The following is a 24,866-nucleotide window of genomic DNA, read 5'->3' on the forward strand; positions in this document are numbered from 1 at the left end:
TTCGAATCACCAACGGAACAGAATAGAGCCCGCGGCGGGCGCGGCACAAGCCCCCGCCTATTGTTGTCCAACCCTGAATAGTTTCGGTGCTTCGGACTCGAAACCGACCGGTTTCCGTTCAGTTCCGCGCAGCGCCTGCTCCGGCCCCGCTCATCCGTCGTCCGTTACCGCACGAACCGCTCGCGATATCCCTGCGGCGACACGCCGAGCACGCGCACGAAACTGCGTCGCAGCGTCTCCTCGGTACCGAAGCCGCAACGCCCGGCGATCCGCTTGACGGGCCACGCCGTTTCGCCGAGCAGGCGTTGCGCGGCCTCGACCCGGATCTGCTCGACCGCGCGCGCGGGCGTGCGGCCGGTCTCCGCACGATAGTGGCGCACGAAGCTGCGCTCGCTCATGCTCACGCGCTCGGCGAGCGCGGGCACCGACAGGTCGGCCGTCAAGTGCTCGGCCATCCACGCGTGCAGCTCGCCGAACCGGTCGGCAGTGCGCTGCATCGACAGCATCGTGCTGAACTGCGCCTGTCCGCCCGGACGCTTCAGGAACACGACGAGTTCGCGCGCGACGTCGAGCGCGGTCGCCCGACCGAGATCTTCTTCGACCAGCGCGAGCGCCAGATCGATGCCGGCCGTCACGCCGGCCGACGTCCACAGCGCGCCTTCGCGGATGAAGATCGGGTCCGGTTCGACACGCACGTTCGGGTAGCGCGCCGCGAATTCGTCGCAGCGCGCCCAGTGCGTGACCGCGCGCCGCCCGTCGAGCAGGCCGGCCTCGGCGAGCAGGAACGCGCCGGTGCAGACCGACGCCACGCGCCGCGCGCGCCCGGCCTGCTGCCGCACCCAACTCACCACCCGCGCATCCTTCGACGCCGCATGCACGCCCTTCCCGCCGGCGACGATCAGCGTGTCGGGACGGCGCGCGGCCGCGCGCAGCGACTCGGCCATCACGACGAGGCCCGACGACGTCTCGACGGGCCCGGCTTCGACGGCCACGACGCGCGGCGCATACGGCGCCGGCTGCCCGCGCTCCAGCGCGAGCTCGTTGACGGATGCGAACACCTGCAGCGGCCCCGTCACATCGAGCAGTTGCGCACGGGGAAACGCGAGGACGAGGATCGAACGCGGAGCGGCGGCGGGCATGGCGATTGGCTGAAAACGTGGGCGATATGGCAATTTCGCCAAACACTACGCGCCTAGAATCGATCTGTCCATCCCGTGCCGAACGGCGCGCGTTCCCTTCCCGACGGAGTCCTCGCATGAGCCTGCATATCGGCCTTCTCGTCTTTCCGGGCGTCCAGCAACTCGACCTCACCGGCCCGCACGACGTGCTCGCGTCGCTGCCCGACGCGGCCGTCCATCTGGTGTGGAAGTCGCGCGACGCGGTCGCGTCGAGCAGCGGCCTCGCGCTCGCGCCCACCTGCACGTTCGACGACTGCCCGCCGCTCGACGTGATCTGCATCCCGGGCGGGATCGGCATTAACGACCTGCTGCTCGATACCGAAACGATCGCGTTCGTGCAACGGCGCGCGGCCACCGCGCGCTACGTGACGTCGGTCTGCACGGGCGCGCTGCTGCTCGGCGTGGCCGGCCTGCTGCGCGGACGGCGCGCGACGACGCACTGGCGGTTCCACTCGCTGCTCGAACCGTTGGGCGCGATACCGGTGCGCGAGCGCGTCGTGCGCGACGGCAACCTGGTCACGGGCGGCGGCGTGACGGCCGGCATCGACTTCGCGCTGACGATCGCCGCGGAGCTGGTCGGCGACGAAGAAGCGCAGGCGATTCAGCTGCAGCTCGAATATGCGCCCGCGCCGCCGTTCGACGCCGGCTCGCCCGACACCGCGCCGGCTGCGGTCGTGACGCGCGTCACCGAACGGACGGCCGCCGGCTTCGAGAAGCGCAAGCAGATCGTCGAGCAGGCGCTGCGCGCAGCGTCGCGCTGAACGCGGATGTCGGAAAAATCACGGGAAAGCGGCACACACGCGTGCCGGAGAACACATTGATGAAGATCATCCGGAGTGCCGCATTCACGGCGGACCGCGCGTGGGGCGCGCTCGACATCGCGAACCTGAACGGCATCACGGTCCGGCTGCACTGGACCGACCAGCCGTATCGCTGGCACGTGAACGACGGCGAGGAGGTGTTCGCGGTGCTCGATGGCCGCGTCGAGATGCGCTACCGCGACGCAGGCGTCGAGCATGCGACGGTGCTCGAGACGGGCGACGTCTTCCATGCGACGGTCGGCACCGAGCACGTCGCGCATCCGCTCGGCGCCGCGCGCATCCTCGTGATCGAGACCACAGGCAGCGTCTGACAGCGGGCATCGGTGTCTCGACGCAGCGCGGACGACGACCGCCTGCGCGCGGCGGGGCTCAGCCCGAGATCGTCCCGGTCGCCTGCGACGGGATCAGTTTCGGCTGCGGCGTGCACAGACACTGGCACAGGTCGTGTTCGAGCGCGACGACCTTGCCCATCACGGTCATCGTGCGCTCGCCGCCGTCCGATACGATCACGCCCGGCGACTTGCACGCCGCGCAGAACACAGCTGCGCCGAGATAGGAGAGTTCGCGCCCGTCGAACGACGAATTGGCGATCCCTTCGAGCACGACGCCGCCGTGATCGGTCGTGTCGCCCTTCAGAATGAATTTGCGGCTCATGATGTCGGTTCTTCCCTCGGAAACGCCGCGCGACGCAACCGCGCACGGGCATCGTGAAACCGCCCGTCGGTCGCGGGCGTCCCGCGAGCATATCACCGCTGGCCGCGGCCGCGACACGGGTCCTCGGCGTGGGCCGCCCGCTGCAACACGTGTTCGCCGCGCACGGCCATCCGGCGGTCACGCGCGCTCACGCGCCGCGATGCGCCAAACCCGATTACCTGCGACTACCCGATCCGCCGTTCCGCCGAGGCCGTGCGCCGGCACGAACGCGCGAAGCTGCCAACGCAACAGGGACGTATACGGTTCGGCATCACATCGCATCGATAACGTCCGATTCTTTAACGAAAAAGTAGCCTATATTTTCGTACAATTACTAAATACAAATCCGTCAAAAAGGTTTAATTGCAATCTCAATCAAATCGCCAATTCAACGACTTTAATGCCTTGGAATCCACCATTCTCATACCGTTCGCACACCAGATAAATACGCGATTCCATAATAATAATTCGCGAAAAACGCCCGTTAAAATCCAGCAAACCGATAGATAGAATCAAGTCATCGTTTTCTATTTATCGATAAAAAATGGACGAACTCCTACCGATGCGACTATTCGTCAAGGTCGCCGAACTTCGCAGTTTCGCGCGCGCGGCCACGGAACTGAACATCTCCAATTCGTCGGCCACCCGCCTCGTGATGAGCATCGAGGATCGGCTCGGCGCACGCCTGCTGAATCGCACCACCCGCAGCCTGTCGCTGACCGACGCGGGCCACCTCTATCTGGCGCAGATACGTCACGTGATCGACGAGATCGACCGGGTCGAGGAAACGATCGCCTCGATGCATCACGAACCGATTGGATCGCTGAAAATCGCCGCGCCGGTCATGTTCGGCATGCACGTGCTCGCGCCGGCCATCGACGCGTTCAAGACGCGCCATCCGGCCATCGTGCCGGAAGTCACGATCGTGGACCGTCACGTCGACCTCGTGTCCGAGGGCTTCGACATCGGGCTGCTGCTGTCGCAGCACATCGGCAACAACTCCCTCGTGAAGCGCCCGCTCACGCGCATCAACCGGATCGTCTGCGCGGCGCCGCACTATGTCGAACGGCACGGCGCGCCGGCCCATCCGCACGATCTCGCATCGCACGCGGGCCTGGCATTCCATGCCGATTTCGCGGGCGAATACCTGTCGTTCGAACACGAACAAACGCGCATCACCGTGCGCCCGAACAAATCCGCATCGTCGAACAACGTCGGGTTGATCCGGAACTGGGCGCTGTCCGGCATGGGCATCGCGGTCCTGCCCGATTTCCTCGTCAAGCCGGATCTCGACGACGGCCGGCTGCTCGCGCTGCTGCCCGGCTATCGGCTCGAAGCCCTCGAGATGAATGTCGCGTACCCGACCCGCCGGCATTTTCCGCGCAAGGCACGGCTGTTCGTCGATCACCTGATCGAGCATTTCACCAGTTGAATGAACGGTGAAATCGCGCACCATTTTTCCACGCTGCGTCGCCGCCGCCCGCTCGACCTGCCCAGGGCCGGCGCACCGCGCCGGCTGGCGCCCCGACCGCCATCGACCCGTCGCCCGGCCGGCGCGGGCACGCCTGTTGCGCCGGCGCATCTCGGTAGTCAACCGGCCTTGGCAGCCCGCCGCGGAGGACTACACTAATCCTTAATGGGGTGTGGCCGGACAACCGCGCCCTCAGGGAGACGCCGCCATGAATCGGCCGCTGAATCGTATCCTCCCGCGCGTGACCGGTCCCGCATCGGTCTGGACGTGGGTCAAGTGGTCTTTGCTCGCCGCACTGCTGATCGCGGTGGCGATCGTCGCGCGGCTGGTGCAGACCGAGATCGAAACGTCCCGGCTGCAGGCGCGCTACCTGTCCGAGCTCACCCGCGACGTCGGCTATACGGTCGAGACGGGGCCGAGCGATCACATCCGCTTCCCCGGGAACGGCCCGTACGACCAGCGCTTCGGCTACGCGCTGATCCCCGCGTTCCAGCAGCGGCTGCTCGCGCGCGGCTTCGTCGTCAGCGAACAGGCGCGCGATTCGCAGCGGATGCTGTCGCTCGGCGAGCGCGGGCTATTTCTCCCTTACGAAGAGAAAGACCAGACGGGCCTGATGCTGTTCGATTCGACCGGCTCGCCGCTGTTCGCGACCGTGTTCCCGCAGCGCGTCTATGCCGACTTCGACACGGTGCCGCGCGTGATCACCGATTCGCTGCTGTTCATCGAGGATCGCTACCTGCTCGATGCGAACGAACCGAACCGCAACCCGGCGATCGACTGGGGGCGCTTCAGCCGCGCGCTGGCCGACCAGGCGCTGCACGTGGTCAATCGCCATCAGGCGCGCCCGGGCGGCAGCACGCTCGCGACGCAGATCGAGAAATTCCGCCATTCGCCCGAGGGCCGCACCGCGACGCCGCCCGAGAAGCTGCGGCAGATCGCGTCCGCGTCGGTGCGCGCGTACCTGAACGGCCCGCAGACGATGCTCGCGCGCCGCACGATCGTGGTGCGCTACCTGAACTCCGTGCCGCTCGCCGCGCGGCCGCACGTCGGCGAAATCACCGGCATCGGCGACGGCCTCGCCGCGTGGTACGGCCGCGACTTCAACGACGTGAACCGGGTGCTCTCCGCGCCGACGACCGGCGACAACGTCGACCAGCAAGGCAAGATGTTCCGCGAGGCGCTGTCGCTGCTGATCGCGCAGCGCGCGCCGTCGTACTTCCTCAACCGCGGCTATCCGGCGCTGCAGAAGCTGACCGACAGCTACCTGCGGCTGCTGTCGAACGGCGGCGTGATCTCGCCCGCGCTGCGCGATGCCGCGCTCGCCGCGCAGATCGAACGCAGCGCGCCGCCGGCCGCCGCGCGCGTGCAGTCGTTCGTGTCGCGCAAGGCCGTGACCTCCGCGCGCGCGTCGCTGCTGTCGGCGCTCGGCATCAGCGACCTGTACCAGCTCGACCAGCTCGATCTGCAGGCCACCAGCACGCTCGACAACGGCGTGCAGCAGGCGGTCGCGGAGCGGCTCGCGCGGGCATCGACGCGCGACGGCGCGCAGGCCGCCGGCCTGTACGGTTTCGAGATGCTGGCGCCGAAGGACGACCCGTCGCACCTCACGTACAGCTTCACGCTGTACGAGCACCGCAACGGCGCGAACATGCTGCGCGTGCAGACCGACAGCGTGAACCAGCCGTTCGACGTGAATCGCGGCGGCCGCATCAACCTCGGCTCGACCGCGAAGCTGCGCACGCTGATCACGTACCTGCAGATCGTCGCCGACCTGCATGCGCGCTATGCGAACCTGTCGAACGCGGAGCTGGCGCGCGTGAAACCGGATCCGATCGACGGGCTGTCGCGCTGGGCGCTCGACTACCTGTCGCATACGCGCGACCGCTCGCTGCAGGCGATGCTGGATGCGTCCGTCGAACGCAAGTATTCGGCGAGTCCGGACGTGTTCTACACGGGCGGCGGCGCGCAGGTGTTCTCGAACTTCGAAAAGTCGGACAACGGCCGCATCCTGACGCTGCACGCGGCGTTCGAGCACTCGGTCAACCTCGTGTTCGTGCGGCTGATGCGCGACATCGTTCACTACGAAACGCTGCAGGCGGCCGGCCCGTCGTCGTCGTGGCTCAATGATCCCGCGCAGCGCCAGCATTACCTGCAGCAATTCGTCGACGGCGAAAGCCAGGTCTACGTGAAGCGCTACTACACGCGCTATGCGGGCAAGGCGCCCGACGACGCGCTCGCGCTGATGCTGCGCGACGTACGCAAGTCGCCGCCGAAGCTCGCGACGGTGCTGCGCAGCGTCGCGCCGAACGAATCGCTTGCATGGTTCGATGCGCAGATGCGCGCGCAACTGAAAGGCACGCCGGCCGCGACGCTGTCCGACGACGATCTCGCCGCGCTCTACGCGAAGTACGCGATCGACCGCTTCAACCTCAACGATCGCGGCTATATCGCGAGCGTTCATCCGCTCGCGCTGTGGACGCTCAACTACCTGCGCGCACATCCGGCCGCGTCGCTCGCCGACGTGCAGCGCGACAGTCGCGATGCGCGTTTCTACACGTATTCGTGGCTGTACAAGACCCGCTACCACGCGACGCAGGACCGCCGCATCCGCCGCATGGTCGAGCTGCGCGCGTACGCGGAAATCACGAAGTCGTGGCGCGCGCTCGGCTACCCGTTCGCGGAGGTGACGCCGTCCTACGCGGCCGCGATCGGCGCCTCGGGCGACCAGCCCGACGCGCTCGCGAAACTGATCGGCCTGATCGCGAACGGCGGCCAGAAGGCGCCGACCGAGACGATCACACGGCTCGATTTCGCGAAGGGCACGCCGTACGAAACCCGCTTCGTGCGCGCGGCCGCGCAGCCGCAGCCGATGCTGGCGCCGGAGATCGTCAACGTCGCGCACACGCTGCTGCGCGACGTCGTGCTCCACGGCACCGCGCGCCGCCTCGCGGGCGGGCTCACGCTGCCGGACGGCAAGACGCTCGACGTGTACGGCAAGACCGGGACGGGCGACCAGCGCTTCAACATCTATGCGCGCGGCGCGCGGCTGATCGAGTCGCGCAAGGTCAACCGCAGCGGCACCTTCGTGTTCGCGATCGGCGACCGGTTCTTCGGCGTGCTGACGGCGACCGCGCACGAGCCGTATGCGGCGCGCTACGACTTCACGAGCGCGATGGCCGTGCAGTTGCTGAAGTCGATGGCGCCGGCGCTCGCGCCGCTGATCGAACGCCCGGCCGACGCCGGCACGCGCACCGCCGGCCCGGCGCCGCAAGCGGAAACGCCTGCGCCGAACGCGGCGCCCGTGCAACCCTCCTGATCCGATTGCGCCGCGCAGGCGCCCGCAACCGCGCGCCGCTCAGCGCGAGCGGCCGTCGTAGTGCGTGACGGGTAGCGCGTCGAGATCGACGCCCTCGACGCAGCGCACGTTGATCGCGGCCATTGCGGTGCCGTCCGGATGGACGCCTTCGCCGAATACATGAATCCCGCACCGCTTGCAGAAGCGATGCCGGATCACGTGCTTGTTGAACAGGTAGGTCGCGAGATTTTCGTCGGGCGTCAGCAGCTTCATGTGGTCGCGCGGCACGAACCACATCAGCGCGCCCTTGCGCTGGCAGATCGAGCAGTTGCACGCCATCACGCCCTGCAGGTCGCCTTCCGCCTCGAACGTCACGTCGCCGCAATGACAGCTTCCGCGATAAAGCATGGTCGTCTCCCGGTGCAGCCCGTGCGCAGCGCCGGCGCCCAGGCGGGACGCCGTTGGCCGGGCCGATCCAAACGCGTACAGTAGCGCTCGCACGCGCCGCACGCAATGTCCGGGCGGCGCCCATCCGTCATCGACCCAGGAGACCCTCATGCTCGAACTGCGCCCCGGCTGCGAATGCTGCGACAAGGACCTGCCGCCCGATTCGGCGGAAGCGCGCATCTGTACATTTGAATGTACGTTCTGCGCGACCTGCGCCGACGACGTGCTGAAGGGCCGCTGCCCGAACTGCGGCGGCGACCTGGTCGCGCGGCCGCGGCGGCCGGCGAGCCTGCTCGCGAAGTACCCGCCGTCGACGGAACGCATCCACAAGCCGGGCGGCTGCGCGAACGCCTGACGACACGGCGCGGCGCGGGGGCCGCCTCGCCCCGCTCCGTCACGACGTCTCGATCCGCGCGCGCGTCACCGCGAGCAGCGTCGCCATCGCGCGGCGCGCGCCGTCTTCGTCGCGCACGCGGATCGCGTCGCTGACGGCCGTGTGCTCGGCAAGCGACGCGTTGTACACGTCCGCCCGGCGCGCGTTCAGCTGCAGTTGCGCCTCGAGCGTGCGATCGATCAGCGCGCCGAGCGGCACCAGCAGCTCGTTGCCGCCGGCCTCCAGCACGCTCAGGTGAAAGTGCAGGTCGGCGCGCACCCATTCGTCGACGTTGCGCGCGGCGGCCATCGCGCGCACCGCGCCGTCGATCGCGTCGAAGGCTTCGGGCGTATGGGTGCGCGCGGCGAGCGCGGCCGCGTGCGGCTCGATCATCTCGCGCATTTCCTGCAGTTTCAGCGCGAACGCGAGCGGCGGTGCGACGCGCGCATACCAGTCGAGCAGGTCGGCATCGAGCAGGTTCCACGCACGGCGCGGCCGCACGCGCGTGCCGACCTTCGGCCGCGATTCGACCAGCCCCTTCGACGTCAGCGTGCGCAGCGCCTCGCGCATCACCGTGCGGCTCACGCCGTACATCTCCATCAGGTCGGGTTCCCTCGGCAGCAGCGATTCGGGCGGGTAGTCGCCGCGCAGGATCGCCGTCGCGAGCCGGAAGGCCGTCTGTCCATGCAGGTCGCGTTGAATGATCGTTCTCCGTCGGGCGGGCTGCCCACTATCTGCGCATTAATGCTATTAATACTATTTTTTATTCGACTACGCTAGGATAACCGTGAAAGCACGGATCGTGCGCCGCGCCCGCGCGGGCGCGCCGGTCAATCATGGAGACACGCGTCATGAAAATCACCCGCCTCGAAACGTTCGTCGTCCCGCCCCGCTGGCTGTTCCTCAAGATCGAAACCGACGAGGGCATCATCGGCTGGGGCGAGCCCGTCGTCGAAGGCCGCGCGCACACGGTCGAGGCCGCCGTGCAGGAACTGGCCGACTACCTGGTCGGCCGCGACCCGCTGTTGATCGAGGATCACTGGCAGGTGATGTACCGCGCGGGCTTCTACCGCGGCGGCCCGATCATGATGAGCGCGATCGCGGGCGTCGACCAGGCGCTGTGGGACATCAAGGGCAAGCATCACGGCGTGCCCGTGCACGCGCTGCTCGGCGGCCAGGTGCGCGACCGCATCAAGGTGTATTCGTGGATCGGCGGCGACCGGCCGAGCGACGTCGCGAACAATGCGCGCGCGGTGGTCGAGCGCGGCTTCAAGGCCGTGAAGATGAACGGCTCCGAGGAACTGCAGATCGTCGACACCTACGACAAGGTCGAGCAGGTGATCGCGAACGTCGCGGCGGTGCGCGACGCGGTCGGCCCGCACGTCGGGATCGGCGTCGACTTCCACGGCCGCGTGCACAAGCCGATGGCGAAGGTGCTCGCGAAGGAACTCGACCCGTACAAGCTGATGTTCATCGAGGAGCCGGTGCTGTCGGAGAACGCCGAGGCGCTGCGCGACATCGTCAACCAGACCAACACGCCGATCGCGCTCGGCGAGCGGCTGTACTCGCGCTGGGACTTCAAGCACATCCTCGCGGGCGGCTACGTCGACATCATCCAGCCGGACGCATCGCACGCGGGCGGCATCACCGAGTGCCGCAAGATCGCGACGCTCGCGGAAAGCTACGACGTCGCGCTCGCGCTGCATTGCCCGCTCGGGCCGATCGCGCTCGCCGCGTGCCTGCAGCTCGACGCGATCAGCTACAACGCGTTCATCCAGGAACAGAGCCTCGGCATCCACTACAACCAGGGCAACGACCTGCTCGACTATCTGCGCAACCCCGAGGTGTTCCGCTACGACGATGGCTTCGTCGCGATCCCGCAAGGGCCGGGGCTCGGCATCGACGTGAACGAGGAGAAGGTGCGCGAGATGGCGAAGACCGGCCATCGCTGGCGCAACCCGGTGTGGCGCCACGCGGACGGCAGCGTCGCCGAGTGGTGATGAACGCGTGAGATAAATAAGAAAGACGCGGGGTGCGGCGCGCGCCGCGCAATGCGTTCGACACGGCCGCCCGACAAGGCGGCCGTTCTTGCATCCGCGCCACGCCAGCGGCGCGCGCCAGCGCCCTGCGCCCTGCGCCGTTCGGCCGTCAGCCGAGCGCCGCGAATCCCGGCACGCTGAACGACAGCACGGCCGCCGCCACGAACACGCCGATCATCGTCATCCCTTCGAGATGCAGGATGTTGCGGAACGTGTACGCGTCCTCGGTCGACGCGGTGCGGCGCAGGCGCGGCAGCGCCGAGAAGCGGTTGAGCCCGCCAAGCACGAGCGCGAGCGCGACGAGCAGCAACTTCAGCAGCAACACGCGCCCCCACGTGCTGCCGTCGAGCGGCGCGAGCGAGCCGCCGAGCCCGCGGATCGCGTTGAGCACGCCGGTGCCGAGCACGAAGACGACCGCGACGATCGACGTGCGCGACAGGTGCTGGCCGATGCGGATCAGCGCGCCGCGCGCGACCGACGTCCCGAGCGCCGGCAACACCGCGAGCCCGCCCGCGAGCACGAGGCCGCCCCATACGGCGGTGGCCAGCAGGTGCAGCGTCTGCACGCCGACCGCCGCGGACAGCACGCCGCTGTCGGCCGCATGGCCGAGCGACGCCTTGCCGGCCGCGACCACGATCACCGCGAGCCACAGCACTGCATGCGCGACCGGGCCGTCCGGCTTCGCGAGCGCGACGACCGCGAGCAGCAGCGCGCCGGCGAACGCGACGCTCCACGCGAAGCCCGTATGCGTTTGCATCAGCATGACGGGAATCGCGGCGAACGCGCCGCCGAGCCCCGCGCCGCTCATCGTCGCGGCCTCGTAGACGAGCCAGCCGAGATCGGCGAGCACCAGCGCCAGCGCCGCCGCGACCAGCGAATGTTGCGCGCGCAGCCAGGCGGGGTGCGACGGCGCGATGACCGGCCGCGCACCGTCCTTGCCGAGCCACGCCTTGAGCAGCGCCGAGCCGACCGCCATCGCGAACGCCGCATCCATCAGCGCCGCGAGCGCGACCTGACCGATCCACAAGCTGTCGAACTTCATCGCGCGCCCCCTCCCGCAAGCGGCAGGCCGGCAGTGCGGCGGCACCGGGACGGACAGCGGGACGGACAGCGGGAGGCAGGCAACGGCACGGTAGAAAACGTCATCGATGAATCCGGAAACGGGAGAAATGACTGGACCTGCGGCGGAGGCGGCGCCGCGCGACCCGCGAGTGTACGGTCTTCGATGGGGAAAACGCACGCCGGTTCACATGCCCCCGGCACAATGCGCGTCAAATTGTCGCAAGTCGCAAACGGACAGGAACCGATGTCCTTTTGCCAAATAGCCGTCATTACCCATCGATGATAGAATGCCGCGTCGCAGCAGCCCGGCTGTCCTGCCGTCCATGCGCCGAGCCGATCGTAGCCCGGACAAGGTCCCCGACGAATAAACATGGAGTCTCGTGTGTCTTCAAGACGCCTCTTCCGTCCGCTGCTCGCCGTTCTGATGATCGGCGGCGCGGGCCTTATGAGCGCTGCCCAAGCGCAGACCAAGCCCACGGAGCAAGCGCACGCCCAGCAGGCGCCGCTCAAGGCACCCGATACCATGGCCGAGCGCGTGCGCGGCTGTACTGCATGCCACGGCGTTCACGGCCAGGGCACGGACAACGACTACTTCCCGCGTCTTGCCGGCAAGCCGGCCGAGTACCTGTACAACCAGCTCGTCAACTTCCGTGACGGCCGGCGCAAGTACCCGCCGATGAACTATCTGCTGACGTACCTGAACGACGATTACCTGAAGGAAATCGCCGAGCACTTCTCGGCCGAACGTCCGCCGTACCCGACGCCGGCGAAGCCGACGCTGCCGGCCGCGACGCTCGCACGCGGCAAGCAGCTCGTCACGCAGGGCGACCCGTCCCGCAAGCTGCCGGCCTGCGTGGCCTGCCACGGCGCAGGGCTGACCGGCATGCAGCCGGCGATCCCGGGCCTCGTCGGCCTGCACGCCGATTACCTGAGCGCGCAGCTCGGCGCATGGCGCTCGGGCAACCGCCACGCGAAGGCGCCCGATTGCATGCACGACATCGCCGCGAAGCTTTCCGACGAAGACGTGACGGCCGTGACCGCGTGGCTCGCCGCGCAACCGGCGCCCGCCAACCCCGTGCCGGCCCCGGCGCGTTCGATGAAGACTCCGCTCGCCTGCGGCAGCGAACCGCAATAAGGCAAGGGAGACAGACACAATGAAACGCAAGTCCCTGTTTGCACTCTCGGCCGTCGCGATCGTCGCGGCTGCCGCCCTCGTGCCGGTCCTGTGGCCGGGCAACGACACGCTGCACGGCGCTGCCGCCGTCGCGGCCACGCCGGCCGACCAGGCCGCGCTGATCAAGAAGGGCGAATACCTCGCGCGCGTCGGCGACTGTATCGCGTGCCACACCGTGCGCGGCGGCAAGTCCTTCGCGGGCGGCCTGCCGATGGCGACGCCGTTCGGCACGATGTACACGCCGAACATCACGCCGGACGACCAGAACGGTATCGGCAAATGGACGTCGGACGACTTCTACCGCGCGATGCACACCGGTCGCTCGAAGGACGGCAGCCTGCTGTACCCGGGCTTCCCGTTCGCGAGCTACACGAAGGTCACGCGCGCCGATTCGGACGCGATCTACGCGTACCTGCGTTCGGTCGCGCCGGTGTCGGTGCCGAGCCGTCCGCACGAACTGAAGTTCCCGTTCAACAACCGCAACCTGCTGATCGGCTGGCGCACGCTGTTCTTCAAGGAAGGCGAATACAAGCCGGATCCGACGAAGTCGGTCGAATGGAACCGCGGCGCGTATCTCGTCGAAGGCCTCGGCCACTGCTCGATGTGCCACACGTCGATCAACATGATGGGCGGCCCGGTGAGCTCGTCGGCGTTCGCCGGCGGCCTGATCCCGCTGCAGAACTGGTATGCGCCGTCGCTGACGAACGACAAGGAGCTCGGCCTCGGCGACTGGCACGTGCAGGAGCTGTCCGACCTGCTGCAGGCCGGCGTGTCGCAGAAGGGCGCAGTGTTCGGCCCGATGGCGGACGTGGTCCACAACAGCCTGCAGTACATGACCGACGAAGATACGCGCGCGATGTCGACGTACCTGAAGTCGATCCCGCAGAAAGCCGAAGCGCCGAAGAACATGCAGTACGAGCCGTCGAAGCAGTTCGGCAACGCGCTGTTCGACCAGGGCAAGAAGATCTACGCGGACAACTGCGCGACCTGCCACGCCGAAAACGGCGCGGGCAAGCCGCCGGCCTATCCGCCGCTCGCGGGTAACCACTCGATCATGATGGAATCGGCCGTCAACCCGATCCGCATGGTGCTGAATGGCGGCTACCCGCCGAGCACGTTCAAGAATCCGCGTCCGTACGGGATGCCGCCGTTCGCGCAGTCGCTGTCGAACCAGGAAGTCGCGGCGGTCGTCACGTATATCCGGATGTCTTGGGGTAACAACGGTACGCCGATCTCGCCGCAACAGGTGAGCGACCTGCGTTCCGCGCCGCTCGACTAAGAAGCGGCTCACACAAACGGGGCGCGGCTGCGGGAAACCGCGGCCGCGCCCTTTTGCTTTTTGGCTGTTTTGCGATGCAGGTTTGCCGCGCGGGCCGCGCGATGCATCGCCGATCATAAAACTCAAGAGTGGTATCTATGTCTTTCGAATCTCTCGGCCTGGCCGAACCGCTGGTCAAGGCGGTCAACGAGCTCGGCTACACGTCGCCGACCCCGATCCAGCAGCAGGCGATCCCGGCCGTCCTCGGCGGCGGCGACCTGCTCGCCGGCGCACAAACCGGCACCGGCAAGACCGCCGGCTTCACGCTGCCGATCCTGCAACGCCTGCATACGTTCTACGCGGAGCACCGTGGCGCGAAGCGTGCGGTGCGCGCGCTGATCCTCACGCCGACGCGCGAACTCGCCGCCCAGGTCGAGGAAAGCGTGCGCGCGTACAGCAAGTACCTGAAGCTGCGCTCGACCGTGATGTTCGGCGGCGTCAGCATCAATCCGCAGATCGATGCGCTCAAGCGCGGCGTCGACATCGTCGTCGCGACGCCGGGGCGCCTGCTCGACCACATGCAGCAGAAGACCATCGACCTGTCGGATCTCGACATCCTCGTGCTCGACGAAGCCGACCGGATGCTCGACATGGGCTTCATCCACGACATCAAGCGCGTGCTCGCGAAGCTGCCGCCGCAACGCCAGAACCTGCTGTTCTCGGCCACCTTCTCCGATGAAATCAAGGCGCTCGCCGACAGCCTGCTCGATTCGCCCGCGCTGATCGAGGTCGCCCGCCGCAACACGACCGCCGAGAGCGTCGCGCAGAAGATCCACCCGGTCGACCGCGACCGCAAGCGCGAGCTGCTCACGCACCTGATCCGCGAACACAACTGGTTCCAGGTGCTCGTGTTCACGCGCACCAAGCACGGCGCCAACCGGCTCGCCGAGCAACTGACGAAGGACGGCATCAGCGCGATGGCGATCCACGGCAACAAGAGCCAGTCGGCGCGTACGCGCGCGCTGGCCGAGTTCAAGAACAGCACGCTGCAGGTGCTCGTCGCGACCGATATCGCCGCGCGCGGGATCGACATCGACCAGTTGCCGCACGTCGTCAACTTCGACCTGCCGAACGTGCCCGAGGATTACGTGCACCGGATCGGCCGCACGGGCCGCGCGGGCGCGACCGGCGAAGCCGTGTCGCTCGTGTGCGTCGACGAGAAGCAACTGCTGCGCGACATCGAGCGGCTGATCAAGCGCGAGATCCCGCAGGAAGTGATCGCGGGCTTCGAACCCGATCCGAACGCGAAGCCGGAGCCGATCCAGCAACGCCGCGGCCAGCAGCAACCGCGCGGCGGCGGCGGTGGCGGCGGCAATCGCCAGCCGCGTGCCGGCGGCTCAGGCCAGCCGGCCGCGAAACGCGACGGCAACGCGCAACCGAAGGCATCGCAGCAGAAGACCGCGAAGCCGCGCACGCAAGGCGGCGCCGCTGGCAATAGCGGCGGACGTCCGGCAGGCGGCGCCAACGGCGCCCGCCCGGCAAGCGGCAACGCCGCGCATCCGAACCGCAACCGTTCGTCGCGCAGCGGCCAGCGCGGTCACTGAAGCCGCGCGGCCGCGCGCCGCAGGTGCTCGATCTGGCGTTGCCAGCGTGCGAGCACCGCGGCGCGCTCCCCTTCCAGCGTGAACGTGACGCCTGTCGCGAGACGCGCATAGCCGACCCGCTGCGCATCGCCGTGCGCGATCGTCGCAGCGAATCCGGCCAGTCCGCCGAAGTCCCCTTCGAGCGGCCTCATCTCCAGTTGCGCCTGAAAAAACGCGCCGTCCGCGACCAGCGTCAACGCGGCCGTGCGCCGTTGCGCGATCGCGCGCGCCGCCCGCGACTGCGGCCAGAGCGCGATCAGCAGCGTGCGCGCATCGTGTGCGTAGATTTCGCCGACGCCGAGCAGCGTCGTGCGCAACTGGCCGTCGTCGGTCGCGACGATCAGCGACGCTGCGACGTCGGCGTGACGCTCGAGCGCGGTGCCGTCGAACAGCGACACGACGGCGGACGGCCACGCATCGAACGTCCATTGTTCGAGTGCGTGGCGATGGGTATCGGTCATGATGGCGTGGCCCGGCTGCGGATCGGATGAGGATGCGCCAGCATACGCGCGACGGGCCGCCCCGCGGCGATCAGCGCAGGAAAACGTGCCGCGTGATCTTCGTGAGCGGATAGTGGACGCCCGGCTGGATCTTCGCGGGCAGGTCGAGCGGCTTGAGCAGCATCTTCACGCACATGTCGGCCGACAGGTTGCGCCGGACCAGCGAATTGATGCGCGCGGCGCGCTCGCGGTTGTACTGGCTGTCGCCGACGCGGTCCGGATAGCGGACCGCGAACACGTGGCGCAGCGCGATCTCGGAATCCTCGTTCTTGATTTCCATCACGCGGCGCGCAAGCGCACCGAGCACCGCGAGCCGGCCGTTGCCTTCGACCTGGTTGTACTTCTTGAAGAACTTGAAGAAGTGCTTGTAGTGACGCACTTCGTCCGTGCGGATGTTGTCGGTGATTTCCTTCAGCACCGGCTCGTCCGAGCATTCGTTGATCGCGCGATAGAGCGTGGCCGTGCCCGTCTCGACGACGCAGCGCGCGACCATTTCGAGCGCGCGGGTTTTTTCGAATGCCTCGACCGAGCACGTCTTCGAATACTCGGCGAAGAAATTCGCGAAGGCCGTATCCCAGTCGAACTCGGGCCACACGTGCGCGATATACGCCTTCAGCGCGCGGCCGTGCTGCAATTCTTCGGGCTCCCATGCATTGTTGAGCCATGCGGAGACTTCCGGATCGTCATTGAAGAATTCGCTCAGATTGCTCGTATAGAGATCCGAGCCGCTTTCGATGAACGACGACGCGCACAGCAGCAGTAGCAGATCCTCGTTCGCGGCGGCACGCTGACGATCGATCCGGTTCAGGTCGATGTCCTCGATACGCCACGGCATCACATGCGTCGTTTTGGTGTCCATGGTAGTGCGCTCCCAGTCGTCGCGCGGAGGCCGGCCCATGCCTGGGGCACAGGCGCCAGCCGATCCGCAGGCGGCGTTTTACTTGCGTTTATAGTGAGTCGGTCCGGCCGAACCATCCTGGCATCTTAGCCGGACTTTGAAGTTCGTGCTCCAGAGCACTGACCATACCCGACACGCGCAGTTCCACGGCGTCTGTTGCCGTTCGTTAGACAAGTCCTTCAAACCGCTTGCGCGCGGTCGACGAGATCCGCCGCATCAAACGAAACGGGCGGCCACCGGGCCGCCCGTAATGCTGGACAACTGCAAAGAAAGCCGGAAGCGATCCGTCAGAAACCGGCCGCGAGCCCGTCGCGCCGGCTGTCGCTCGCGGCCACGTAGCCGCGCTCGGGATCGTCGGGATCGAGGCGCCACACGAACTGCCCCGAACCGAAATCCATGTAAGGATCGTCGATCGACTGGATCGTATGGCCGCGGGCGGCCAGCGCGTCGACCGTCGCGCGGTTCATCGTCGCCTCGACGTCGAGCGTGAAGTCGCGATTGACCTTCCAGCGCGGCGCGCAACACGCGGCCTGCGGCTGCTGGCCATAGCCGAGCATCCGCACGACGGTCTGCAGATGGCCCTGAGGCTGCATGTCGCCGCCCATCACGCCGAAGCTCATCACGGCCTCGGTGCGGCCATTGGCTTCCTCGGTAACGAACGCCGGGATGATCGTGTGGAACGGCCGCTTGCCGCCCCCGACGACGTTCGGCGAAGCCGGGTCCATCGAGAAGCCGTGCCCGCGGTTCTGCAGCGCAATGCCGGCGCCGGGCACGACGAGCCCCGAGCCGAAGCCCATGTAGTTCGACTGGATGAAGCTCACCATCATCCCGCGCTCGTCGGCCGCCGACAGGTAGATCGTGCCGCCCGAATGCGGACGGCCGGCGGCGAAGTGCGTCGCACGCGCGCGATCGATCAGCTTCGCGCGTTCGGCGAGATACGCATCGTCGAGCATCTGTTCGGGCGTGACGTCCATCGCGCGCGGATCGGCGACGTAGCGATAGACGTCGGCGAACGCCAGCTTCATCGCCTCGATCTGCAGATGCTGCGAATCGACCGAGTCGACCGGGCACTCGGTCACGCCCGCCTGCTCGGCGATGCCGAGCGCGATCAGCGCGGCGATGCCCTGCCCGTTCGGCGGGATCTCGTGAATCGTGTGACGGCCGAAGCGCTTGCCGATCGGCTCGACCCATTCCGGCCGGTACGCGCGCAGGTCGGCTGCGGTCAGCGCGCCGCCGCCTTCGCGCGCGAACGCGGCGATACGCTCGGCGAGCGCGCCTTCGTAGAACGCCCGCGCGCCGTCCTTCGCGAGCGTGCGCAGCGTCTGCGCATGACGGGGCAGGCACACGCGTTCGCCGACGAGCGGCGCGCGGCCGCGCGGCATGAAGGTGTCCGCGAAACCGGGCAGGCCCTGCAGTTCGGGGACGGCCGCCGCCCACTTGTGCGCGACGATCGGCGGCACCGAAAAGCCGCGCTCCGCGATCTCGATCGCCGGCTCGAGCAGGTCCGCGAACGGCAGTGAACCGAACTTCGCGTGCAGCGCTTCCCAGCCCGCGATCACGCCCGGCACGGTGACGGTGTCCCAGCCGCGGGTCGGCTTGTTCGCGTTGCCGCGCGCGTCCTCGCCGTGACGCTTGCGGAAGTAGTCGACGTTCCATGCGGCCGGCGCGACGCCCGATGCGTTGAGCCCCGACAGTCGGTCGCCATCCCATACGAGCGCGAACGCATCGCCGCCGAGCCCGCACGATACGGGCTCGACGACCGTGATCGCGGCGGCCGCGGCCAGCGCCGCGTCGACCGCGTTGCCGCCCTTCCACAGCATCCGCAGCCCGGCCTGCGCGGCCAGCGGATGCGACGTCGACACGACGTTGCGCGCGAACACCGGAATACGGGTCGACGGATACGGGTTGTGCCAGTTGAAGCCACTCATCGAGACCACCTCGTCGAAAGCTGAATGAACGGGCCCGTGCGAACGGGCAATCCGCCATTGCAGCGCGATCGGCGCGATCGCACAAATTCATTTGTCACATGAATCCATGCCATTTCCGCATGAATCATGCGCGCCGATGTCCGGCAGGCCGGCCGAACGCCGTTGCCGCCCTTACAATACCCGCTCCGTCTCACGACACGACCATCGAGCCATGACCCGAGATCCCCGCCTCACCCTCAACGCGCGCCAGCAGGAATTGCTCGAATGGGTGCAGCGCGACGGCTTCGTGACCGTCGACGATCTCGCCGCGCACTTCGCGGTCACGCCGCAGACGATCCGCCGCGACGTGAACTGGCTTGCCGACCTGAACCTGCTGCGCCGCTATCACGGTGGCGCGAGCCTGCCGACCAGCTCGGAGAACGTGTCGTACACCGCGCGCCAGCGGATGTTCCACGACGAGAAGCGGCGCATCGCGGCGCTCGCGGCGTCGCACATCCCCGACCAGGCGTCGCTGTTCATCAACCTCGGCACGACGACCGAGGAAGTCGCGCGCGCGCTGAACCGCCATCACGGGCTGCACGTGATCACGAACAACCTGAACGTCGCGTCGATGATGAGCGGCTACCCCGACTGCGAGGTGCTGATCACGGGCGGCATCGTGCGGCCGTGGGACAAGGGCATCGTGGGCGAACTCGCGATCGACTTCATCCGGCAGTTCAAGGTCGACTACGCGATCATCGGCACGTCGGCGATCGAGGCCGACGGCACGCTGCGCGATTTCGACACGCGCGAGGTGCGCGTCGCCGAGGCGATCATGCAGCATGCACGCACGGTGTACCTCGTCACCGATCATTCGAAGGTCGGCCGCCCGGCGCTCGTGCGCCAGGGCCATCTGAGCCAGGTGCACGCGCTCTTCACCGACAAGCCGCTGCCGCCCGACATGGCCGATACGGTGGCCGCCGCCGGCACCCAGGTGTACGTCGCGGAATGACGGTTGCGATGCTGCACCGCACCTGAAACTTCAAGTGAAATCAAGAAGTTGGCGCCGCGCACGAACCGCTTGCGGCATGCCCTTCTGTCAAACGGAAAATTAACGGGGCACGATTTGTCGTTGCGTGTGCGCTCGACTAGACTCCAGTTCCCCGGCCCGTTCGCCGATCCGCCTGTGCCAGGGCGGTGCGAACTGCAGGGCCGGCGAATACAGCTTTCCCCCCAAGCCATACCCCGCGGGGTATCGCGCGTCGGCGTATGCGCCGGCCGCGCGGGCAGTCCGATTGCCATGGAGAGAACGATGCTGAGTCCGCATGAATTCGCCACGCTCTTGCTTGTGAAGGACGCGCCTGATCAGCGCGACATGGATCGGGATGAACTGGACATCCTGCTCGAACAACAGCTCGTCCGCCTGGAAGGGCTCGGCTCGGGGCGCAGATACTGCGTGACCGAGACCGGCGACGCCACGCTGCGATCCGTCAAGTACCGCTATTCGTAAGCCCCGCTGTTCCCGACCTTGACCTGATCGCGCGGCCGGCATCCGGCCGCGCGGTCGTTTCCGCCTCCCGGCCCGTTCGTCGCCGCCGGCTTCAACCGCCGCGCAGCGTCGGATCGACCGCCGCCCGCCAGCTGATGGCCTGCGCGCGCGCTCCGTTGAAATACGCGATCCAGCCCGCGCGCGCCGCCGCGTCAGGCGCCACATAGTGGGTCGAAAGTTCGTTTACGAACGCACAATAGTTCGCTTCGGTCAGCCCGCGATACCGTTTCGCGACGTACGCGTCGTACAGCGTCGAATAGACCGGCTGCGCGTCCGCGCCCCAGTCGCGCACGGCGCCGCCGCACGACGTCTGCAGGTCGACGAACGACGGCGCCCGCCAGTTGCCGGCGAGCGGCGGCGTACCCGCGCTGCACCCCGCCAGAAGGATGGCGCACACGCCGGCCCACATCCCAATACGCATGATTCACCTCGCGAAACGGTCGATTTCGCCAGTATCGTCCGGGATCGTGTCGCGCGCTACTGGCCCCGCTTTATCGAACTTTACTTTTTCGATTTCGTTCGTTAAATTTCGAATTCGAACATTTCATGTTCGCCCTATTTCAACAGACGATAAGGACAGCAGGTGACCCAACCGAATCGCTACGATCTGCTCGTCGTCGGCGGCGGCATCAACGGCGCGGGGATCGCGCGCGATGCGGCCGGCCGCGGCCTGTCGGTCATGCTCTGCGAGCAGGACGACCTCGCGTCGCATACGTCGTCGTCCAGCACGAAGCTGATTCACGGCGGCCTGCGTTACCTCGAGTACAACGAGTTCGGACTGGTGCGCAAGGCGTTGCAGGAGCGCGAAACGCTGCTGCGCGCGGCGCCGCACATCATGTGGCCGCTGCGCTTCGTAATGCCGCACATGCCGAACCTGCGCCCGGCCTGGCTGATCCGCATCGGCCTGTTCCTCTACGATCACCTCGCGAAACGCGAACTGCTGCCCGGCTCGCGCGGCATCGACATGCGCCGCCATGCGGCCGGCGCGCCGCTGATCGACTCGATCAAGCGCGGCTTCGTGTATTCCGACGGCTGGGTCGACGATGCCCGCCTCGTCGTGCTGAACGCGATGGATGCGAAGGAGCGCGGCGCCGAGATCCTCACGCGCACGAAGCTCGTGTCCGCCGAACGCCGCGGCGACGAATGGGAAGCGCGGCTCCAGCACGCCGACGGTTCGATCCGCGTCGTGCAGGCGCGCGCGATCGCGAACGCGGCCGGCCCGTGGGTCGGCGACGTGCTGCACGGCGCGCTCGGCCGCGGCGCGCATCACAGCGTGCGGCTCGTGAAGGGCAGCCACATCATCACGCGCCGCCTGTTCGATCACGATCACGCGTACATCTTCCAGAATCCGGACAAGCGGATCATCTTCGCGATTCCGTACGAGCACGACTTCACGCTGATCGGCACGACCGACGTCGAATACACGAACGATCCCGCGAAGGTCGCGATCGATCGCGACGAGACGCAATATCTGTGCGATTCGATCAACCGCTACTTCAAGCGCAAGATCTCGCCGGCCGACGTGCACTGGACCTATTCGGGCGTGCGCCCGCTGCTGGAAGACGAGAACGCGGCGAACGCGTCGGCCGTCACGCGCGACTATCGCCTCGAACTCGACGACGGCGCGGGCGCCCCGCTGCTGTCGGTGTTCGGCGGCAAGATCACGACGTTCCGCAAGCTCGCGGAAGAAGCCGGCGACATGCTGTGCCGCGCGCTCGGCCGCGACGCGAAGACCTGGACGGCCGGCGTCGCGTTGCCGGGCGGCGATATCGCCGACGCGAAGTTCGACGGGTTCGCCAGTGCGTTCGCGAAACGCCATCCGTGGCTGCCCGCCGCGCTCGCACGCCGCTATGCACGTGCGTACGGCACGCGTGCGGAGCGCGTGGTCGACGGCGCGACCTCGCTCGCCGACCTCGGCGCCGAAATCGCACCGGGCATCCACGACGCCGAACTGCGCTATCTGCGCGACGCCGAATGGGCGACCTGCGCACAGGACGTGCTGTGGCGCCGCTCGAAGCTGGGCCTGCACGTCGCGCCCGGCACGCTGGACGCCGTGACCGCCGCGGTCGACGCGTGGTTCGCCGCCGCGCATGCACCGCACGCCTGATTCGAATGCACATTGCAGTTGCCGTTGCCTGACCGACGTTGATTCACCGACGCGCCGCCCACATGCGGCGCGCATCACAACTAAGCCAATCCACGGATGGAGATGAGAGACATGCAGGACCAGTACATCCTCGCGCTTGACCAGGGCACCACGAGTTCCCGCGCGATGCTGTTCGATCGCCAGGGCAACATCGTATCGATCGCCCAGAAGGAATTCGAACAGATTTACCCGCAACCCGGCTGGGTCGAGCACGACCCGCAGGAAATCTGGTCGACGCAAGCCGGCGTCGCCGCAGAAGCCGTCACGCGCACGGGCCTGAACGGCACGTCGATCGCCGCGATCGGCATCACGAACCAGCGCGAGACGACGATCGTCTGGGATCGCGAGACGGGCCAGCCCGTCTACAACGCGATCGTCTGGCAGGATCGCCGCACTGCCGACTTCTGCGACTCGCTGAAGAAGCAAGGGCTCGAAGCAAAGGTGCGCGCGAAGACCGGCCTGCCGATCGACTCATACTTCTCCGCGACGAAGATCCGCTGGATCCTCGACAACGTGCCGGGCGCGCGCGACAAGGCGCGCCAAGGCAAGCTCGCGTTCGGCACCGTCGACAGCTGGCTCGTGTGGAACTTCACGAAGCACGAGCTGCACGTGACCGACGTGACCAACGCGTCGCGCACGATGCTGTTCAACATCCACACGCGCGAGTGGGACAGCGAACTGCTCGAACTGCTCGACATTCCGCGCAGCATGCTGCCGGAAGTGAAGGCGTCGTCGGAGATCTACGGCCACACGAAGACCACCGTGTTCGCGTCGAAGATCCCGCTCGCGGGTATCGCCGGCGACCAGCACGCGGCGCTATTCGGCCAGATGTGCACGACGTCGGGCATGGTGAAGAACACCTACGGCACCGGCTGCTTCCTGATGATGAACACCGGCGACAAGCCGATCGAGTCGAAGAACAACCTCGTCACGACGATCGCGTGGCAGATCGGCGACGACGTGCAGTACGCGCTCGAAGGCAGCATCTTCATCGCGGGTGCGGTCGTGCAGTGGCTGCGCGACGGCGTCGGCCTCATCAAGACGGCCGCCGAAATCGAAGCGCTCGCCGCGAGCGTGCCGCATACCGACGGCGTCTACCTCGTGCCCGCGTTCGCCGGCCTCGGCGCGCCGCACTGGAACGCGCGGGCGCGCGGCTCGGTGTTCGGCGTCACGCGCGGCACGACCGCCGCGCACCTCGCGCGCGCGGCGCTCGATGCGATCGCGTACCAGTCGCTCGACGTGCTGGCCGCGATGGAAGCCGACTCGGGCATCAGCATCGGCGAGCTGCGGGTGGACGGCGGCGCGAGCGCGAACGACCTGCTGATGCAGTTCCAGGCCGACCTGCTCGGCGTCGACGCGGTGCGCCCGCAAATCACCGAGACGACCGCGCTCGGCGCGGCCTATCTCGCGGGCCTCGCGATCGGCTACTGGAAGAACCTCGATGAAGTGCGCGACCAGTGGCAGCTCGATCGCCGCTTCGCACCGTCGATGCCGAAGGAGCAGGTCGAACAGCGCATGGCCGGCTGGCAGCGCGCGGTACGCGCCGCGAAGGCATGGGCCGACGACACCCAGTAATCCGAACGACTTCAAACGACATACAACAACATCGGCGGACCGCGCAGCGCGCGAGTCCGCCGTGATTTCGAGAGACAATCATGTCACCTTATATTGCAGAATTCATCGGCACCGCGATCCTCGTGCTGCTCGGCAACGGCGCGGTCGCAAACGTGCTGCTGGCAAAGACCAAGGGCAAAGGCGCGGACCTGATCGTGATCGTGATGGGCTGGGCGATGGCGGTATTCGTCGCGGTCTACGTGACCGCGTCGTTCAGCGGCGCGCACCTGAATCCGATCGTCACGATCAGCCTCGCGCTCGCGGGCAAGTTCGCATGGTCGAAAGTCGGCGGCTACGTGCTCGCGCAGATGCTCGGCGGGATGGCGGGCGCGCTGCTCGTGTGGCTCGCGTATCGCCAGCACTTCGCGAAGGAAGCCGATGCGGACCTGAAGCTCGCGGTGTTCTGCACGGCGCCGGCGATCCGCAGCACCACACACAACGTGCTGACCGAAGCGATCTGCACGTTCGTGCTGATTCTCGGCGTGCTGTATCTCGCGTCGCCGCAAGTCGGCCTCGGCGCGCTCGACGCGCTGCCCGTCGGCCTGCTGGTGCTCGGCATCGGCATCTCGCTCGGCGGCCCGACCGGCTATGCGATGAGCCCCGCGCGCGACCTGTCGCCGCGCATCATGCATGCGCTGCTGCCGATCCCGGGCAAGCGCGACAGCGACTGGCGCTATGCGTGGGTGCCGGTAATCGGCCCGCTGCTCGGCGGCGCCGCGGCGGCCGGCCTGTATCTGCGCCTGCACGCGATGGCCTGATCGCGGTGTGGACGAAGCGCGCGGCGTGCGCTGCCGCGCG

Annotated in this window: 23 protein-coding genes; 14 read left to right on the forward strand and 9 right to left on the reverse strand. The window is 67.5% G+C overall.

The annotated features are described in order from the left end of the window. Nucleotides 1-164 precede the first annotated feature (164 nt). Nucleotides 165-1,139 (reverse strand): GlxA family transcriptional regulator, encoded by a 975-nt coding sequence (locus tag KR541_RS13845; RefSeq protein WP_050014583.1) that lies wholly within the window; start codon nt 1,137-1,139, stop codon nt 165-167. Between the two features lie 116 nt (nt 1,140-1,255). On the opposite strand from KR541_RS13845, the gene KR541_RS13850 reads away from it, so the two are divergent. Both KR541_RS13850 and KR541_RS13855 read left to right on the forward strand, forming a co-directional pair. Next, nucleotides 1,256-1,939: a DJ-1/PfpI family protein gene (locus KR541_RS13850; RefSeq protein WP_050014585.1), complete on the forward strand. Its 684-nt coding sequence runs from the start codon at nt 1,256-1,258 to the stop codon at nt 1,937-1,939. A gap of 59 nt (nt 1,940-1,998) precedes the next feature. After that, complete coding sequence (locus tag KR541_RS13855) at nt 1,999-2,310, forward strand: cupin domain-containing protein (protein ID WP_050014587.1); 312 nt, start codon at nt 1,999-2,001, stop codon at nt 2,308-2,310. 58 nt (nt 2,311-2,368) lie between these two features. Here the strand turns inward: KR541_RS13855 and KR541_RS13860 are convergent, their stop codons facing one another. Then, the gene (locus KR541_RS13860) at nt 2,369-2,653 is read right to left on the reverse strand and encodes a PAAR domain-containing protein (RefSeq protein WP_050014589.1); all 285 of its coding nucleotides are present in this window, start codon (nt 2,651-2,653) and stop codon (nt 2,369-2,371) included. Between the two features lie 583 nt (nt 2,654-3,236). Here KR541_RS13860 and KR541_RS13865 point away from each other — a divergent pair. Both KR541_RS13865 and KR541_RS13870 read left to right on the forward strand, forming a co-directional pair. Continuing rightward, nucleotides 3,237-4,124 (forward strand): LysR family transcriptional regulator, encoded by an 888-nt coding sequence (locus KR541_RS13865; protein ID WP_089488790.1) that lies wholly within the window; start codon nt 3,237-3,239, stop codon nt 4,122-4,124. Between the two features lie 247 nt (nt 4,125-4,371). Further along, the gene (locus KR541_RS13870) at nt 4,372-7,479 is read left to right on the forward strand and encodes a transglycosylase domain-containing protein (RefSeq protein WP_050014593.1); all 3,108 of its coding nucleotides are present in this window, start codon (nt 4,372-4,374) and stop codon (nt 7,477-7,479) included. Nucleotides 7,480-7,518: 39 nt separating this feature from the next. Here KR541_RS13870 and KR541_RS13875 read toward each other — a convergent pair whose 3' ends face one another. Beyond that, the gene (locus KR541_RS13875; RefSeq protein WP_050014595.1) at nt 7,519-7,866 is read right to left on the reverse strand and encodes a GFA family protein; all 348 of its coding nucleotides are present in this window, start codon (nt 7,864-7,866) and stop codon (nt 7,519-7,521) included. A gap of 148 nt (nt 7,867-8,014) precedes the next feature. Here KR541_RS13875 and KR541_RS13880 point away from each other — a divergent pair, with 148 nt between their 5' ends. Continuing rightward, nucleotides 8,015-8,260 (forward strand): DUF1272 domain-containing protein, encoded by a 246-nt coding sequence (locus KR541_RS13880; protein WP_006483256.1) that lies wholly within the window; start codon nt 8,015-8,017, stop codon nt 8,258-8,260. Between the two features lie 39 nt (nt 8,261-8,299). Here the strand turns inward: KR541_RS13880 and KR541_RS13885 are convergent, their stop codons facing one another. Further along, on the reverse strand, nt 8,300-8,983 hold the full coding sequence (locus KR541_RS13885) for a FadR/GntR family transcriptional regulator (protein WP_089488792.1): 684 nt from the start codon (nt 8,981-8,983) through the stop codon (nt 8,300-8,302). 146 nt (nt 8,984-9,129) lie between these two features. On the opposite strand from KR541_RS13885, the gene dgoD reads away from it, so the two are divergent. Further along, complete coding sequence (dgoD, locus tag KR541_RS13890) at nt 9,130-10,278, forward strand: galactonate dehydratase (protein WP_050014598.1); 1,149 nt, start codon at nt 9,130-9,132, stop codon at nt 10,276-10,278. Between the two features lie 148 nt (nt 10,279-10,426). Here the strand turns inward: dgoD and KR541_RS13895 are convergent, their stop codons facing one another. Further along, complete coding sequence (locus tag KR541_RS13895; protein WP_089488793.1) at nt 10,427-11,359, reverse strand: CopD family protein; 933 nt, start codon at nt 11,357-11,359, stop codon at nt 10,427-10,429. Nucleotides 11,360-11,749: 390 nt separating this feature from the next. On the opposite strand from KR541_RS13895, the gene KR541_RS13900 reads away from it, so the two are divergent. From KR541_RS13900 to KR541_RS13910, 3 genes are all read left to right on the forward strand, one after another. Further along, a complete protein-coding gene (locus KR541_RS13900; protein ID WP_050014600.1) occupies nt 11,750-12,514 on the forward strand; it encodes a c-type cytochrome in 765 nt (254 codons plus the stop codon). Nucleotides 12,515-12,533: 19 nt separating this feature from the next. Next, nucleotides 12,534-13,832 carry a c-type cytochrome gene (locus KR541_RS13905; protein WP_050014602.1) on the forward strand — a complete coding sequence of 433 codons (1,299 nt, stop codon included), beginning with the start codon at nt 12,534-12,536 and terminating at the stop codon, nt 13,830-13,832. A gap of 137 nt (nt 13,833-13,969) precedes the next feature. Continuing rightward, on the forward strand, nt 13,970-15,415 hold the full coding sequence (locus tag KR541_RS13910; protein ID WP_050014604.1) for a DEAD/DEAH box helicase: 1,446 nt from the start codon (nt 13,970-13,972) through the stop codon (nt 15,413-15,415). Here KR541_RS13910 and KR541_RS13915 read toward each other — a convergent pair. The 3 genes from KR541_RS13915 to KR541_RS13925 form a co-directional block, all read right to left on the reverse strand. Next, nucleotides 15,409-15,915: a hypothetical protein gene (locus tag KR541_RS13915; RefSeq protein ID WP_050014605.1), complete on the reverse strand. Its 507-nt coding sequence runs from the start codon at nt 15,913-15,915 to the stop codon at nt 15,409-15,411. The genes KR541_RS13910 and KR541_RS13915 overlap by 7 nt on opposite strands. 70 nt (nt 15,916-15,985) lie before the next feature. Then, entirely contained in the window at nt 15,986-16,813 is an 828-nt protein-coding gene (locus KR541_RS13920) for a ferritin-like domain-containing protein (protein ID WP_050014606.1), read from the reverse strand. A 326-nt stretch (nt 16,814-17,139) separates the two neighbouring features. After that, nucleotides 17,140-18,780 carry a gamma-glutamyltransferase family protein gene (locus KR541_RS13925; protein WP_050014607.1) on the reverse strand — a complete coding sequence of 547 codons (1,641 nt, stop codon included), beginning with the start codon at nt 18,778-18,780 and terminating at the stop codon, nt 17,140-17,142. Between the two features lie 211 nt (nt 18,781-18,991). Here KR541_RS13925 and KR541_RS13930 point away from each other — a divergent pair, with 211 nt between their 5' ends. Beyond that, a complete protein-coding gene (locus KR541_RS13930) occupies nt 18,992-19,771 on the forward strand; it encodes a DeoR/GlpR family DNA-binding transcription regulator (RefSeq protein WP_034208319.1) in 780 nt (259 codons plus the stop codon). 300 nt (nt 19,772-20,071) lie between these two features. Further along, the gene (locus KR541_RS13935) at nt 20,072-20,269 is read left to right on the forward strand and encodes a hypothetical protein (RefSeq protein ID WP_050014609.1); all 198 of its coding nucleotides are present in this window, start codon (nt 20,072-20,074) and stop codon (nt 20,267-20,269) included. A 91-nt stretch (nt 20,270-20,360) separates the two neighbouring features. Here the strand turns inward: KR541_RS13935 and KR541_RS13940 are convergent, their stop codons facing one another. Continuing rightward, nucleotides 20,361-20,729, reverse strand: a complete 369-nt coding sequence (locus tag KR541_RS13940) for a hypothetical protein (protein ID WP_050014610.1) — start codon at nt 20,727-20,729, stop codon at nt 20,361-20,363. Nucleotides 20,730-20,891: 162 nt separating this feature from the next. On the opposite strand from KR541_RS13940, the gene glpD reads away from it, so the two are divergent. The 3 genes from glpD to KR541_RS13955 all read left to right on the forward strand — a co-directional run bounded on the left by glpD (nt 20,892) and on the right by KR541_RS13955 (nt 24,826). After that, nucleotides 20,892-22,415 (forward strand): glycerol-3-phosphate dehydrogenase, encoded by a 1,524-nt coding sequence (gene glpD, locus KR541_RS13945; RefSeq protein ID WP_050014611.1) that lies wholly within the window; start codon nt 20,892-20,894, stop codon nt 22,413-22,415. Nucleotides 22,416-22,526: 111 nt separating this feature from the next. Continuing rightward, on the forward strand, nt 22,527-24,029 hold the full coding sequence (gene glpK / locus KR541_RS13950; RefSeq protein ID WP_050014613.1) for a glycerol kinase GlpK: 1,503 nt from the start codon (nt 22,527-22,529) through the stop codon (nt 24,027-24,029). A gap of 80 nt (nt 24,030-24,109) precedes the next feature. Further along, the gene (locus KR541_RS13955; RefSeq protein ID WP_050014615.1) at nt 24,110-24,826 is read left to right on the forward strand and encodes an MIP/aquaporin family protein; all 717 of its coding nucleotides are present in this window, start codon (nt 24,110-24,112) and stop codon (nt 24,824-24,826) included. Nucleotides 24,827-24,866: the final 40 nt, after the last annotated feature.

This window comes from Burkholderia sola (genome assembly GCF_905400185.1).
GTDB lineage: Bacteria > Pseudomonadota > Gammaproteobacteria > Burkholderiales > Burkholderiaceae > Burkholderia > Burkholderia sola.

What these genes read in the sequence shown, in the direction of transcription:
- KR541_RS13845 (WP_050014583.1), bottom strand. Translation starts at nt 1,139, where the DNA reads ATGCCCGCCGCCGCTCCGCGTTCGATCCTCGTCCTCGCGTTTCCCCGT.
- KR541_RS13850 (WP_050014585.1), top strand. Translation starts at nt 1,256, where the DNA reads ATGAGCCTGCATATCGGCCTTCTCGTCTTTCCGGGCGTCCAGCAACTC.
- KR541_RS13855 (WP_050014587.1), top strand. Translation starts at nt 1,999, where the DNA reads ATGAAGATCATCCGGAGTGCCGCATTCACGGCGGACCGCGCGTGGGGC.
- KR541_RS13860 (WP_050014589.1), bottom strand. Translation starts at nt 2,653, where the DNA reads ATGAGCCGCAAATTCATTCTGAAGGGCGACACGACCGATCACGGCGGC.
- KR541_RS13865 (WP_089488790.1), top strand. Translation starts at nt 3,237, where the DNA reads ATGGACGAACTCCTACCGATGCGACTATTCGTCAAGGTCGCCGAACTT.
- KR541_RS13870 (WP_050014593.1), top strand. Translation starts at nt 4,372, where the DNA reads ATGAATCGGCCGCTGAATCGTATCCTCCCGCGCGTGACCGGTCCCGCA.
- KR541_RS13875 (WP_050014595.1), bottom strand. Translation starts at nt 7,866, where the DNA reads ATGCTTTATCGCGGAAGCTGTCATTGCGGCGACGTGACGTTCGAGGCG.
- KR541_RS13880 (WP_006483256.1), top strand. Translation starts at nt 8,015, where the DNA reads ATGCTCGAACTGCGCCCCGGCTGCGAATGCTGCGACAAGGACCTGCCG.
- dgoD (WP_050014598.1), top strand. Translation starts at nt 9,130, where the DNA reads ATGAAAATCACCCGCCTCGAAACGTTCGTCGTCCCGCCCCGCTGGCTG.
- KR541_RS13895 (WP_089488793.1), bottom strand. Translation starts at nt 11,359, where the DNA reads ATGAAGTTCGACAGCTTGTGGATCGGTCAGGTCGCGCTCGCGGCGCTG.
- KR541_RS13900 (WP_050014600.1), top strand. Translation starts at nt 11,750, where the DNA reads ATGGAGTCTCGTGTGTCTTCAAGACGCCTCTTCCGTCCGCTGCTCGCC.
- KR541_RS13905 (WP_050014602.1), top strand. Translation starts at nt 12,534, where the DNA reads ATGAAACGCAAGTCCCTGTTTGCACTCTCGGCCGTCGCGATCGTCGCG.
- KR541_RS13910 (WP_050014604.1), top strand. Translation starts at nt 13,970, where the DNA reads ATGTCTTTCGAATCTCTCGGCCTGGCCGAACCGCTGGTCAAGGCGGTC.
- KR541_RS13915 (WP_050014605.1), bottom strand. Translation starts at nt 15,915, where the DNA reads ATGACCGATACCCATCGCCACGCACTCGAACAATGGACGTTCGATGCG.
- KR541_RS13920 (WP_050014606.1), bottom strand. Translation starts at nt 16,813, where the DNA reads ATGGACACCAAAACGACGCATGTGATGCCGTGGCGTATCGAGGACATC.
- KR541_RS13925 (WP_050014607.1), bottom strand. Translation starts at nt 18,780, where the DNA reads ATGAGTGGCTTCAACTGGCACAACCCGTATCCGTCGACCCGTATTCCG.
- KR541_RS13930 (WP_034208319.1), top strand. Translation starts at nt 18,992, where the DNA reads ATGACCCGAGATCCCCGCCTCACCCTCAACGCGCGCCAGCAGGAATTG.
- KR541_RS13935 (WP_050014609.1), top strand. Translation starts at nt 20,072, where the DNA reads ATGCTGAGTCCGCATGAATTCGCCACGCTCTTGCTTGTGAAGGACGCG.
- KR541_RS13940 (WP_050014610.1), bottom strand. Translation starts at nt 20,729, where the DNA reads ATGCGTATTGGGATGTGGGCCGGCGTGTGCGCCATCCTTCTGGCGGGG.
- glpK (WP_050014613.1), top strand. Translation starts at nt 22,527, where the DNA reads ATGCAGGACCAGTACATCCTCGCGCTTGACCAGGGCACCACGAGTTCC.
- KR541_RS13955 (WP_050014615.1), top strand. Translation starts at nt 24,110, where the DNA reads ATGTCACCTTATATTGCAGAATTCATCGGCACCGCGATCCTCGTGCTG.